At 47.6% G+C, this 14,004-nt stretch carries 10 protein-coding genes; 4 read left to right on the forward strand and 6 right to left on the reverse strand.

Translation table 11 applies throughout. The annotated features are described in order from the left end of the window. Window positions 1-16: 16 nt before the first annotated feature. The 6 genes from QFZ51_RS11375 to QFZ51_RS11400 all read right to left on the reverse strand — a co-directional run bounded on the left by QFZ51_RS11375 (window position 17) and on the right by QFZ51_RS11400 (window position 8,732). Complete coding sequence (locus QFZ51_RS11375; protein WP_429045889.1) at window positions 17-3,343, reverse strand: TonB-dependent receptor; 3,327 nt, start codon at window positions 3,341-3,343, stop codon at window positions 17-19. Window positions 3,344-3,608: 265 nt separating this feature from the next. Continuing rightward, on the reverse strand, window positions 3,609-4,811 hold the full coding sequence (locus tag QFZ51_RS11380) for a FecR family protein (protein WP_429045891.1): 1,203 nt from the start codon (window positions 4,809-4,811) through the stop codon (window positions 3,609-3,611). Window positions 4,812-4,933: 122 nt separating this feature from the next. After that, window positions 4,934-5,533 carry an RNA polymerase sigma factor gene (locus QFZ51_RS11385; protein ID WP_429045893.1) on the reverse strand — a complete coding sequence of 200 codons (600 nt, stop codon included), beginning with the start codon at window positions 5,531-5,533 and terminating at the stop codon, window positions 4,934-4,936. Between the two features lie 246 nt (window positions 5,534-5,779). Then, complete coding sequence (locus QFZ51_RS11390; protein ID WP_429045895.1) at window positions 5,780-7,315, reverse strand: DHA2 family efflux MFS transporter permease subunit; 1,536 nt, start codon at window positions 7,313-7,315, stop codon at window positions 5,780-5,782. A 46-nt stretch (window positions 7,316-7,361) separates the two neighbouring features. Then, window positions 7,362-8,099 carry an SDR family oxidoreductase gene (locus tag QFZ51_RS11395; RefSeq protein ID WP_429045897.1) on the reverse strand — a complete coding sequence of 246 codons (738 nt, stop codon included), beginning with the start codon at window positions 8,097-8,099 and terminating at the stop codon, window positions 7,362-7,364. 48 nt (window positions 8,100-8,147) lie between these two features. Continuing rightward, window positions 8,148-8,732, reverse strand: a complete 585-nt coding sequence (locus tag QFZ51_RS11400; protein WP_429045899.1) for a TetR/AcrR family transcriptional regulator — start codon at window positions 8,730-8,732, stop codon at window positions 8,148-8,150. Window positions 8,733-9,027: 295 nt separating this feature from the next. Here QFZ51_RS11400 and QFZ51_RS11405 point away from each other — a divergent pair, with 295 nt between their 5' ends. From QFZ51_RS11405 to QFZ51_RS11420, 4 genes are all read left to right on the forward strand, one after another. Next, window positions 9,028-10,305, forward strand: a complete 1,278-nt coding sequence (locus tag QFZ51_RS11405) for an NAD(P)/FAD-dependent oxidoreductase (RefSeq protein WP_429045901.1) — start codon at window positions 9,028-9,030, stop codon at window positions 10,303-10,305. A gap of 105 nt (window positions 10,306-10,410) precedes the next feature. Further along, window positions 10,411-11,292 carry a nucleotidyltransferase domain-containing protein gene (locus QFZ51_RS11410; RefSeq protein WP_429045903.1) on the forward strand — a complete coding sequence of 294 codons (882 nt, stop codon included), beginning with the start codon at window positions 10,411-10,413 and terminating at the stop codon, window positions 11,290-11,292. 18 nt (window positions 11,293-11,310) lie between these two features. Beyond that, window positions 11,311-12,111, forward strand: a complete 801-nt coding sequence (locus tag QFZ51_RS11415) for a helix-turn-helix domain-containing protein (protein ID WP_429045905.1) — start codon at window positions 11,311-11,313, stop codon at window positions 12,109-12,111. Between the two features lie 69 nt (window positions 12,112-12,180). Then, window positions 12,181-13,974 (forward strand): DUF885 domain-containing protein, encoded by a 1,794-nt coding sequence (locus tag QFZ51_RS11420; protein WP_429045907.1) that lies wholly within the window; start codon window positions 12,181-12,183, stop codon window positions 13,972-13,974. Window positions 13,975-14,004 lie beyond the last annotated feature (30 nt).

Here is a 14,004-nt window from a genome sequence, read left to right on the forward strand (position 1 = left end):
TGTTGATTGCTTTTCGTTAAAAACTAACATTTACGCCAAACGTGTGCACTTTCACCTGCGGGTAGTAATAGATACTGCTCGTAATAGATGCTTCCGGATCTATCCAGTTATACAGGCCGTCGAAGGTGAGGATGTTTTGCCCGCTGTAGTAGAAACGTACTTTGTTGATGCCTATCCGTTTTACTATTCTTTCCGGCAGTGTATAACCTACCTGCAGGTTTTTAAGGCGCAGGTAAGATCCGTCTTTCACCCAGAAGGAAGACGGCGTGCCGCCGGGATCATTCTGCGTATAGCCGTTCCAGATGCGTGGTAGCGCGGCTGAAGTGTTTTCCGGTGTCCAGGTATCCAGTAAAGCGGAAGTAGGTTTACCAGCAGAAGAACTTACACTGCCCAGTTTACCGGCGTCGATGTATGTTTTTACGCCAGCAGCACCCTGCAGGAAGATATTCAGGTCTATATTTTTCCAGGTACCGCCCAGGTTCAGGCCAAAGGTTACTTTCGGGAAGTAGTTGCCGAGGTATACTTTATCGGCGCTGTTAATAGTATCATTGCCGTCCTTGTCTTTGTATCTCAGATCACCGGCAGCCGTTCTGTTGGATTGATAAGGCGCTTTGGTCACTTCATCGGCCGATTGAAAAATGCCATCTGCTTCATATCCATACAGGGAGTTGATCGGATAACCCACCTGTTTAAAGGTATAGCCGTCGATAATCGGCCCTGTTCCGTGGAGATCGGTTACTTCGTTGTTGATAAAGGCCGCGTTTACGGCAGCATTGTACTTGAAATCACCTGCGTTGCTGGCATAGCTCAGTGCAAACTCCCAACCTTTGTTGATGACAGAACCTGCGTTTTGAACCGGCGCATTCAGGCCGTATACGGCGCCAACCGGTACTGATAACAGGATGTCGGAAGTGCGTTTATGAAAATAGTCGGCAGTGAAATTCAGTTTCCCGTCCAGGAATCCCGCATCAATACCCACGCCTGTGGCGGTGGTGCTTTCCCATTTGATGTTTTCGTTGGCACCATTAACCGGCGCTACACCTGCGGCAATAGCAGCCGCGGTACCACCAAAAGTATAGTTCTGGCTTCCGTTGATAGTGGCAATATACGGGTAGTACGGATAGCTTGGGTAATTGACATCATCTTTACCGGTAATGTACTGGTTACCCAGCTGTCCCCATGAACCTCTTATTTTAAGATTGGAAACATATTTCTTCAGTGGTGTGAAAAAATCTTCCCTGTCTAAGTTCCAGCCGGCGGAAAAGGAAGGGAATAAACCCCAACGGTTGCCGGGAGCAAAGCGGGAGGAACCATCATACCGCAGGTTTGCTTCAAACAGGTACTTACCGTCGTAGTCGTAGTTTAACCGGCCAAAATAAGACTGAAGCGCCAGTTCGTAAGAGTAGCCGGTGGTTTTTTGTCCGTCGGTAGAACCAAGGTTAATATCGGTTAACTGGTTATTCAGGAAGCCTTTCCGGTAGCCATCATCAAAGCTGAATTTGGTCAGCTCCTGGGAATAGCCACCCAGTATTTTGAAGTTGTGTTTACTGAAGGATTTGGTATAGTCCAGCAATGCCTGCTGTGTAACCGTATTGCCGAAGGTGTTTTCGTCGGTTACATAGCTGGGTCCCTGGTAAAAAGTTTCATTACCGGCAGCATCATAATATTGCTGGTCAGCAATGAACTTCTTGTTATGAGCGATCTTCATCACATAAGCAAGAGAGGGCTTGAAATGCAGGCCTTTTACAATTTCCCAGTCGGCGCCTACATTACCTATCAGGTCGTAGTTGTTATATTTATTCAGGCTGTTTCCTTCCAGCCACGCCATCGGGCTGCCATCTGAAATATAGCCGTAGTGGCCATTTTCATATTTATAAGGAATGGTAGGGGAGATACGGTTGATCTGTCTTACCAGCTGCGTAAAATCGCCGGTGTAAGGATTGCTGGGCTCATTTCTGCCGGAAGAAGTAAAGGCGATATTGCCGATTACTTTTATTTTATCGTTGATCTCAGATGTAATATTCAATCTGCTGGTGTAACGTTTGGCATTTGTTTTTTCCATGAGGCCATTCTGATCAAATACACCTAAAGAGAAAGCATATTGTGTATGGTCGCTGCCGCCGGAAACACCTACATAGTGGTTCTGTTGTAAACCGCTGCCCTGGTAAAACAGGTCGAGCCAGTCGGTGTTAGGATAGTTAAAAGGATCAGAGCCATTTTTGAATTTCTGGATTTCTGCATCGGTCCAGCGTGCTGCTTTTCCTTCATTGCTCAGCGCCTGGTTATATAACGTAGCTGCCTGCCAGGAAGGTAAAAAGTCCGGTAAGCCGGTGGCTTGTTGTTTGCCCACATACCCGGTATAGGTAACCTGTGGGGGGCCTTTCCTGCCTTGTTTGGTAGTGATGAGAATAACGCCGTTAGCTGCACGGGAACCGTAGATGGCAGCAGATGCCGCATCTTTCAGTACCGATAAGGTGGCAATATCGTCGGGGTTAATATTATTAAGACTACTCAGGTTGGTAACTACTCCGTCTACCACAATTACCGGGTCGGCATTGTTTAGCGTACCAATACCCCGGATACGGATTTGTCCTGCATCACTGCCCGGTTGTCCGCTCTTGGCGGCGGTAACGGTGATACCTGGCATCGTACCTTGCAATGCGTTACCCAGGCTTGTTACCGGCCTGTTAGTCAGTTGCTCTGTGGTGATAGAAGTAACGGCCCCGGTGAGGTTCGCCTTTTTCTGCGTGCCATAACCTACTACCACAAATTGTTTCAGCGCACTTACATCCGGCGCCATTGAAATATTGATCTGTGTTTTTCCGGCTACCTTGATTTCCTGGGTGATGTACCCGATGCTGGTTACCACCAGTACCGCGTTGTCCGGTACGTTGGCCAGCTGGAAGGTACCATCCGGTCCGGATACAACGCCTTTCTGGGTGCCCTTTATCACGATGGAAACACCTGGAAGTGGCGCCCCGGTATCATCTATTACCCTTCCTGTGATGTTGGCGGCAGGTGGGGCCGTTACCGGTGTTGCTGCCGGTTTTTCATTTTTTGTAATGAAGATGGTATTGCCCTGGATTTCGAAGCTCAATGGCTGCTGGCGCAATACTGCTTCCATCGCTGCTTGCGGCGATGCGTTTTTTATGTCTACCGAAACAGGATTACTGTTTTTCAGATCCTCTTTATCGTAAAAGAAAACATACCCCGTTTGTGCTTTAATAACGTTCAGCGCTTTCTGGAGACTCACCGCTTTGGCGGAATAAGTCACCGTTTGGGCGCTGCCCTTAGCGCTTACCTGCAAAGCAGCAAGGAGCAGCATAAAAGAAGTTAGCTTCATAACTAACAGTGTTTTGGTTGAGAGCCCCGCAAATTTCCAATATCTGCGGGTACCGGAATTACAAATAGCCTTAAGTTGCATACTTTTGCAATGTTTGGTTGAATTAATAAATAATGTTTACCGACTTGTTTGTTGATTAAATTGAACGACGGCCGGGGTAGGACGCCAATCTCAGCCCCGGTTTTTATTCAATGCGCATGGAATGCCAATGGCGATAGCCTGGTGTTTTTCATTGTTCCCAATTTTCATTGTTCATTGTTCATAACTATGGTTGGATAACGATCCGGTTACCATTCTCAATTCTATATTTAATTCTTGTTTTTGTAAGTCCTTTTAACACCTGCGATAAGGTGAGGTTCCGGCCTATTTCCCCGGTGAATACACGCTGAGGAATCTTGCCTTCATATGTTACTTCTACATTGTACCAGCGCGACAGCTGCCGCATTACAGCCGGAAGATCCGCATCATTAAAGGAGAAGAACCCTGCTTTCCAGGCCAGCACCTCGGATAGATCCGCATGGTCCAGCACCTGGATAGACTCCCCCTTTGCCGCCACCCTGGCCTGCTGCCCGGGTTTCAGCATTTGCTGTTGCTGTTGTACACTTACCCGCACAGATCCCTGCACTAAGGTAGTATTGATGCTGGCTTCGTCTTTATATGCGTTAATATTAAAATGCGTACCCAGTACGTCGATGGTCGTATTGCCTGCCTTTACACGGAAAGGCATCTTTTCATTTTTCACCACTTCAAAGTACACTTCACCGGTAACGGTTACACTTCTTTCGTTGCCGGTAAAGGCAGTGGGATAACTGATGGAAGAGGCGGCATTCAGCCATACGCCGGTACCATCGGGCAAAATAAGCTGGTATTGTCCACCCAAGGGGGTACTCATGGTATTATATAATACTTTATCCTCCGAACTGCCGGAGCCATTGTAAGCCAGTCGCCCGTTATTCAGCTTGGTGATCCGGGTATTGCCCTGTTGCGCCAATACGCCATTGCCTGCACTGTCGAGGGGGATTTGGGTACCATCTGAAAGCGTAAGTACCGCCCTGTTGCCGCCCGGTGCAATATCCTTTACGGGGGAAGTAGCCACTACAGCCGTGGGAGGGGCTTGCTTTGAAAGATAATAAGCGCCCGTTGCCAGCACAACGATACAGGCAGCAGCCCACCAGTAGCGTTGCAGGAAATAGACCCGGTTCGGGGTTGAGGACAGCATTTCCGGCTGCTGCGCAAGCTTATCTGCGGCCAGTATTTCTTTGACGGCCTGCTGCCAGTAGTCGCGGTCGTGATCCGCATGGGCAGCAGCTTCCATTAGCCAGTTCGCATGAAACGCATCCAGCTGGCGGATTATTTCCCCCGACTCATCTTCACTGATCAGTTGTAACAGTTCCCTGTACTCCCCGGTGGTGGCACGACGCAGCCGTACCTGTTCCAATAAGTATGTTAGTCTTTCTGATGTGGACAACGGCCTCGTTTTAAAGCATTCGGAATTCAGTTGACATATACGGGGACTACCCAATTACAGAAAGCCCCCTGCATATACGTACCGTCAGCAGCCAAAGAGTACCTATGTCTTTCAAAAAAAAGTTAAGAAAAATATAAAACACCCCACCCAAGCAGGAATAGCGGGAGGGTGATGCCCTGGCTGGTCAGGTATTCCCGGATAGATTTGAGGGAACGGACCAGGGAATTTTTAATGGTTTGGGGGGAGAGCTGTAATTCACTGGCAATTTCGGCGACTTTAAGATCCTTCTCCCGGCTGAGCAGGTAGATCTTTTGTGCCTGCGGCGGCAATTGCAGGATAGCCTGCTTTACCAGCAGCGCGGTTTCAGAAAAAGCAATATTTTCTTCGGTAAGATTGGAGTGGTCAGTGCTTTCGCGGGTAATGATCTGGCTGGCCTTATTCCGCACGCCCTGCTTCTGCAACCAGCTGTAGCAGCGGTGATACACCATTTTGAAGATCCAGTTATGGGGAACCACTACCTCTGTCAGCTTCTCCCGGCTCAGCCATATGCCCAGGAATATTTCCTGTATGATGTCTTTCTCCGGCCCTTCTACCTGTATAATACGGGCAATTACCGGCCTGATCTTCGGCACATAGAGGTGGAATAATGCTTCAAATGCAGATTCATCCCCCCCGGCAATTTGGTGGAAAAGTGCAGTTTCATGTACAGTGTCATTATTCATCCGTTAGATCCAGTTCCCCTTAAAATTAAATATCACCCTATCGCTGTTAATCCGGCCAAAAAATAGACGAATCAGGTGGTGTGACCGATAAAGATGCAGATCGCAAAGTACAAAAAAATCACGGTACCGGCCGGCGGCGCCTTCAACGCGGAAATTGTCTTGGAGCAGGATTAGGCTGATCAGGCAGATTTTTCTGATTTATTTTTTGGGTTTTTTCAGTCAGTTTATTAAAACAGCTGGCCTGTATCAGTGATCCATCACAATTACATGGGCTGTTTTCTTTTTAGTGGAAGCCATTAACAGCAAAGGAAGCGCTGCCAGGAATATAATACCTACCAGTAAAAAGGCGTCGCTGAAACTCAGCAGGGTGCTTTGTTTTACTACGGAACTATCCAGGAGCTTCAGGGCTCTATGATGGGCATCTGTTGCGGTAGCGCCTTTGCTGAGAAAGAAGTGCGCGTAACTGCTTAACCGGTTGGCCACCGCGGGGTTATCGGTAGTGAGGTTGCTCACGAGATCCGACCGGTGCTGGGCGTTCCGGTTGGCGAGGTAGGTGTTCACCATGGCGATGCCGAAGGAGCCGCCCAGTTGCCGCATCATATTATTTAAAGCAGCGCCCTGCGGAATATCTGCCGGCGTCAGTGAGGATACGGCCAGGGTGGTAAGGGGAACCGTTACCAGTGCCAGTCCTACGCCCCGCCAGATGAGAGAGGTAGTAATAGTGGCGGCGCCGGCGTCCTGGTTCAATGCCGACATCTGCCAGCTGAATAGAATAAATAATCCCATTCCCGCTACAATAAGAAACACCGGCGAAACACCGCGCTGTAGCAGCCTCGCAGAAATAATGAGTCCACCTATGGCTAAACAGGCGCCGGGCAGCAGGAGCATACCTGTTTGCAGTGGTGTGAAATTAAGCAGTCGCTGTGCAAATACCGGCGTAAGAAAAACAGAGCTGAAAATGCCCATGCCGGAAACAAATGTCAATATCGCGGCAATGCTCAGGTTCCTGCTTTTCAGCACCCGCAGGTTTACCACCGGGTCTTTGATCCGCAGTTCCCACCACACAAATACCAGGATGGCGAAAGTGGCGATCACGGAAAGCCAGGTGATATAGGGCGCTTCAAACCAGTCGTCGGTTTCCCCTCTTTCCAGTACGGTTTGCAATGCGCTCACGCCAACGGCCAGCAGGAGGATACCGGTCCAGTCGATCCGCTTGGCCGCAGGCACATTAGCGGGTTCTTTGAGGAGTATATAGCAGAGTGTTGCCACTGTAATACCTATGGGTACGTTGATATAAAAGATCCAGGGCCAGGAATAAAATTCGGTGATATAACCGCCGAGGGTGGGGCCTATCGTGGGACCAATAAACACGCCTACGCCAAAAAGTGCGCTGGCCACATTTTGTTTTTCTTTGGGAAACAGTTCAAAGATGATCACCTGCGATACGGATAGCAGCGCGCCGCCGCCGATGCCCTGCAGGAAACGGAATACTACCAGCATCCAGATGTTGGTGGCCTGCCCGCACATCAGTGAAAAGAAGGTGAAGGCGATGATGGAGCCGATATAATAATTACGCCGGCCCAGTTTCGCGGCGAGGAAGCCCGTAATGGGTATGATGATCACGTTGGCAATGGCGTAGGCAGTAATGACCCAGGAAGTGTCTTCCAGCGTGGCGCCGAGGTTGCCACTCATATGCGATAAGGCTACGTTTACGATAGAGGTGTCTATCAACTCCATGATGGCCGCTGTAATCACCACCAGGATCAGTACTGTCCGTTTCATTGCTGCTATTTAATATACCGGTTGGTATATTATTATATAAATTTTTTTATTCGCCACCGCCGTTTACAGCGGCTAGTGCGGCTGCAGGATTGCTGAGTGATAACTGGTAGATCAATTCGGTATTGCCCACACGGATTTCATATTCATTTTTTCCGAGTGCAGTTACAAGATCAGCAGCCACCTGTGAAGGAGGAATCCCGTTAATGCCGCCTATCTCCTGTGAAAAATCGGTATTTACCAGGGGAGGCATCAGTTCAAAGATGTGCAGCTTAGGAAAGGTGACCCGCATGGATTGGGTATAGGACCGGAGCGCAGCTTTGGTAGCGGAATAAGTGGGTACCCGTACGCCCGGTGCAAAGGCAACAATGGAGGTTACATTTACAATGGCGGCTTCCGGCTGCTGACTCAGTAATGGCAGCAATTTTTCGGTGAGGCGGATCACCGAAAAGAAATTAGTGTCCATTTCTTCCGCTGCTTTTCCGGCGGCATCCGCGTTGTCCGACAACTCATAGGCAAATGCACGGCCTGCATTGTTGACCAGGATATTTAACGACGGATATTCCTTGTGCAGGGTGGCTGCCAGCTGGGTCACTGCTTCATCGCTGGTTACATCGCTCACGATGCCCTTCACGCCCGGCAGTTGCTGCGTGGCCTTTTCCAGGCGGGCGGCGTCCCTGCCGGTGATGATTACCTGGTTGCCCTGTTGTGATAATTGCCTGGCTATTTCCAGTCCGATACCTGCGCTGCCGCCGGTAATAAGTACAGTATTTCCTGTTGTTTTCATGTGTTTGTTTTTTATACCAATCGGTATATTTATAAAGAAAAAAAAGCGTTATAGTGTGTCTATCATTTTTCCAACCGACTGCATAATAGTATTACGGTAGTTTATCTTACCGGTTAATTTGGCAATCATAATGCAACCCTCAATGGTAGCGATCATGGTGAGTGCAGTTTGTTCGGCATTTACTGCTTCTCTGAACTCCCCTTCGGCTTTTCCTTTTTCGATCAACCCCGTAATAACGCCCTTCCAGGAAAGGATGGCATCTGCGGCTTTTTGTTTCAATAAAGGATGCGTGTCGTCTGCTTCCACTGCTGTATTGAGAATAGGGCATCCGCCGGCAGGGAACGGGTGTTTCAGGAAGTTCTCATATATATGCACATACACCATCAGTTTATCCCTGCAGGTTGTTTTCTTATCCATTTCCTGCCGGATAATGGTGTTTACTTTTTTCAGGTTGTAGTCGAAGCATGCCAGGGCCACTTCATCTTTGTTAGCGAAATTGCCGTAAATACTTCCTTTTGTCAGCCCTGTAGCATTCGTCATATCATTCAAAGAAGTGCCGGTGTAGCCCTTCTCATTAAAAACAGGGGCCGTCATCTCCACAATAAACTGTTTTGTTTTCTCTGCCTTGTTCATATCCCTCTTTCTTTTGACAAAGCAAAAATATACCATTTGGTATAAAATAAAAAATATATTTTGTGGAGAAGGGAAACGGTTCATGGCTCAGTTCCTATTCTTGTCCATCTCGCAGCTTATTATAACGTGAAATTTATCCAAAGGATGGGGAGTTGTGTCGACAGGTGTGTCTGCTCCGGTAAATGAACGGACGATTTTTATGGCATTTCTTCCGGTGGCCTGGTTGTTGTTGCGGACCATACAGCAACAAAATGGCCTTTTGGCTGTTTTAACAACACAGATAAAAGGTCATATTATGAAACATATCGTTATCATTGGTGGTGGATTTGCAGGCGTTAACCTGGTCAGGAAACTGGCCCGCAAAGAGGAATATACCGTTACACTGGTAGACCGTAACAACTATAACTATTTTCCCCCGCTGGTTTACCAGGTGTCAATGGGCTTTTTAGATCCTACTGATATCAGTTATCCGTTCAGGAAACTGTTGCGCAAAAACAAAAACGCACGTTTTGTGATCGGTGAATTTCAGAAAGTAATACCGGAAGAAAAAAAAGTAATACTCTCTACCACTGAATTGAAATACGATTACCTGGTACTGGCTTTTGGCACGTCTACCAATTATTTTGGCATGGAAAGCGTACAGCGGCATGCGAAGCCGGTGAAAACAGTGAACGATGCCCTCGAACTGCGCAACCATTTCCTGCAGGTAATGGAAAAAGCAGCGCTTACCACCGATCCGGAAGAAAGAACCAGGCTGCTCACCATCGTTGTAGTAGGTGGCGGCCCTACCGGAGTGGAAGTATCCGGCCTGCTGGCGGAATTGAAAAAGGAAGTGGTGCCGAAAGACTATCCCGAAATAGCGGGGAAAGGATTTGAATCGCATATTTACCTGGTAGACGGTATCTCCAAAGTACTGGCCGCCATGAGTGACCAGTCGCAGCGGGACGCCTACGATGCCCTGGTTAAAATGGGTGTGGAAATAAAACTGGGTATGCAGGTAAAAGATTATGTGGATGATACCGTGATCTTTTCCAACGGAGAAACCATTGCCACCAAAACGGTAGTATGGGCGGCAGGAGTAACGGCAACTGTAACGGAAGGCATCCCGGCGGAATGTTATGGTCGCGGAAAAAGACTGATGGTAGACGAGTTCAATGAGATAAAGGGCATGAAGGATATTTTTGCAATAGGCGATATGTGTATACAAACCACCGACCCTGCTTTTCCCAACGGGCATCCGCAGCTGGCGCAGGTGGCTATACAGCAGGGTAGCCACCTCGCAGAGAATTTCCTGGCGCTCGCAAAGCAGGAGAACCGTAAGCCGTTCCGTTATTACGATAAAGGTAATATGGCTATCATCGGCCGGAATAAGGCCGTGGCAGACATCCCCAAACCCAAACTCCACTTCAAAGGTTTTATTGCCTGGTTTATCTGGCTTTTCATTCACCTCACCTTTCTGATCAGTTACGGCAACCGTGTGAAAACACTTTATAACTGGCTGATCGCTTACTTTACAAAAGATCAGTCGCTCCGGTTAATATTGAGGCCGCTGAAAAAGGAAGAGATCCGTTAAATGTCAGTTACGGCTATAATTTATAATAGTTTTATTTACATTCGGCTATCAGAAGATCCGAACTGCTGCAGAGGATATATTTTATCGAAGAAAAATGTAAAGGAGATGAAATCTGATCCGGATGAAAAAAGGATAATACTGGATGCAATAACTTCAGCATTTAAAGATGTTCCGGGCATAGTGGCTATTGTGCTGGGAGGCTCACAGGCGGTAGGACAAGCTCATGAAAAATCAGACCTGGATATCGGGCTGTACTACTTTGGGAAACATCCTTTTGATACAGAAAGTATCAGAAGAATCGCCAATAGTTTTTCCATACAGGGTTTGCCACTGGTTACCGATTTTTATGAATGGGGGCCCTGGGTGAATGGCGGGGCATGGATCACAACAGCTGCCGGAAAGGTAGATCTGCTCTATCGCAATATCGACCAGGTACAACAAACCATTACGGATGCCGCCAATGGTATCTGGCATCATAACTTTGATCAGCAACCGCCTTACGGATTCAGATCAGTGATTTACTTAGGTGAAACACAGGTTTGTAAGCCTTTATTTGATCCAGAAAATATTATCCGGAAGCTTAAAGATCAGGTTACTACTTATCCCGCTAAGCTGAAACAAACCATTCTATCCGACTGTCTCTGGCTGGCGGAGTTTACATTAATACAATGTTATGCTTTTGCGGCTGCAGCGGATACTTATAATACCGTTGGTTGTTTTACAAGAATTGCCAATTATCTTACCCACGCCTTGTTCGCAATAAATGAAACGTATCCGCTGGGCGACAAAAGAGCCATGCGGCTAATAACAGCTTTTAACCGGTCGCCTTTTAATGTAGAAGAAACACTCAGTAAAATATTGGGGCATGCTGGTACAGGGGCACAGGAGTTAATGGCAAGCACCGATCTGTTAAAAGCGCTATGGATGGAAACCGTAGCTTTGACGGAAGGACAATATCAGCCAAGATTTCAGGTTGATACTGCGTAAATTTAAAATAATGTAATTATGCATAAGCCGGTTCAGTATGAAAAAGGGATGTACGTTGGCGCAAAAATAAAGGAACGGACATTCGGTGCTATTATTACCAGTGAAACCGCTTTTGTGCCTGATATGAGTTCCGCATATCACTATCACGCCAATCCGCATTTTTCTCATATACTGGCAGGTGGAAGCAAAGAGATCCGGAACGGTAATTCCGATATACAGTACGCCGGTAAGGGACTGTATTATTATCCGGGCATAGTACACCAGAATGTTGACTACCGCCCCGGCACACGCATATTTAATCTTGAACTGGATGCCGCATTTTTCAACACCTTCGGATTATCACTTCCAGCAGCGTCCCTGATGTTTGAAGATAGCAACCAGCTTAATACCACCGGGCTTATCAGGATTATGAAAGAACATTACCTGGATGATGCAGACTCGCCGATGGCGATAGACCAGCTATGCATTAACCTGGTGCATCCCGGTAAAGAAGGGGAGGCATATTTTCCGGAATGGACAAAGAAGATAAAAACAGTCATGAATGATTATTGGAATCAGCCACTGTCGCTTTCCCTGCTGGCAACCCACCTGGAACTTCATCCGGTTACCATTTCAAAATATTTCCCCAGGTATTTCGGCTGCTCAGCAGGGGAATACCTGCGGCGCATTAAAATAGAACGGGCATTTCCTTTAATAAAACAAGGCAATTATTCGCTTACGGAAATCGCCTATGAGTGTGGTTTTACAGACCAGGCGCATTTTACCAAAACTTTCTGGCACGTAACGGGTTTGCTTCCCAAGCAATACAGGAGCATCTGACAAAAGGCTAATTTTATACAATTTTTTACTACCCGTGCTTACTAGCTTTGCCCGGTAAACAAAGCAGTCATGTCTGAAAAAAGAAAAGTAAGGTGGTTCCTCCTGGTAATAGTGAGCATACTAAATGTTTCTGTCGCCGGCGCCCAACAGCGCAATGAAAAGCTGCACCAGCTATTTGATAACTACTACAATGAACGCCAGCAACTGTTCCCCACAGAAGCCACATCAGCAGGTGACCATCGGTACGACGCCCTACTGCCGGAGTATGGCGCCGGTCCACAGGTGGCTGTTGCCGGAAAGTTCTACGGGAAATACCTCGAGGCATTGAAACAGGTTAACCGCACCGCATTAAGTACCCCGGACAGGATCTCCTATGACATCCTGAAATATATCCTCAACACCGGCCAGGAATCATTGCAGCTGCACCTGGAATATATGCCGATGAACCAGTTTATATCTACACCACTGGAACTGGCACAATTCGGATCGGGAGGCGGCGCACAACCTTTTAACACGGTAAAGGATTATGAGAACTGGTCAAAACGCATGACGGCGTTCATGGCCTGGACAGACACCGCCATCGCAAACTTTAATAAAGGCATCCGCGCAGGTATCGTACTCCCTAAAGCGCTTGTAGTAAAAATGATCCCGCAGATGGAAGAACTGGCGAAAACTGATACCGCTAAAAGTATTTTTTATAAACCCCTGTCGCAGTTTCCGGCTTCATTTACAGCAACGGAACAACAACGGATCACCACATTATATCACCAGGTGATTACCGCCAGCATGATCCCCGCTTACCGGAAACTGGCCACCTACCTGAAACACACCTATCTACCCGCCGCGCAGGATCATGCAGGCTTGTCTTCCCTTCCGGGCGGAAACAGGATATACCAGTATTATCTGCGCATGTATACCACCTCTCCAGGTCTTACCCCGGAAAAGGTGTACCAGACCGGATTGGAAGAAGTAGCGCGTATTACCGGGGAAATGGAAGTCATAAAAACAAAGGTGGGATTTAAAGGTTCTTTAGCTGATTTTTTTCATTACCTGAGAACGGATGCGCGCTTCATGCCTTTCAAAACACCGGAACAGGTACTGGATGCATACCGTCATATCAATGAAAAAGTGCAGCCAAGGTTGACTGCATTGTTTGGTCATCAGCCTAAAACTCCTTTTGTGATCAAAAGAGTAGAAGCTTACCGCGAAGCCTCACAGGGCGGCCCCTTTTATATCAAGGGCAACCTGCAGGAAAATATACCAGCCGTTTTTTATGTGCCGGTTCCCGATGCTACAAAAATCAATGTTACCTTCCAGGGCATGGAAGCCACCTTTATCCATGAAGCAGTACCCGGTCATCATTTTCAGATATCATCCCAGCAGGAAAATAATGATATACCGGCATTCCGCAGGCAACCGGCTTTCTATGCCTACTTTGAGGGATGGGCATTATACTGTGAATCACTCGGAGAACAATTGGGTTGCTACACAGATCCTTACCAGAAGATGGGCGCATTGAATATGGAGATTCACCGGGCCGTGAGGCTGGTAACAGATGTGGCTATTCATACCGGTAAAATGACCCGCAAGGAAGCTATCGCCTATATGATGCAGCATGAATCTATCAGTGAACCGGTTGCCACCGCCGAAGTGGAACGCTATATGGCTATGCCGGGACAGGCACTGTCTTACAAGACCGGGGAACTAAAGATCAAAGCACTAAGAAATAGATTTGCCGCAAAGCTGGGCAGTAAATTCAGCCTGAAGGATTTCCATGATGCCCTGCTCGGATATGGAGATATGCCGTTGAATGTGCTCGAAGATTATATGAACAGCTGGGCGCAAAGCTATAGTGAAAAATAGCAGGTTATTGGAAGAAAACTGGCCAGACAG

Origin of the sequence: Chitinophaga sp. W3I9, assembly GCF_050434025.1 — a bacterium.
Lineage (GTDB): Bacteria > Bacteroidota > Bacteroidia > Chitinophagales > Chitinophagaceae > Chitinophaga.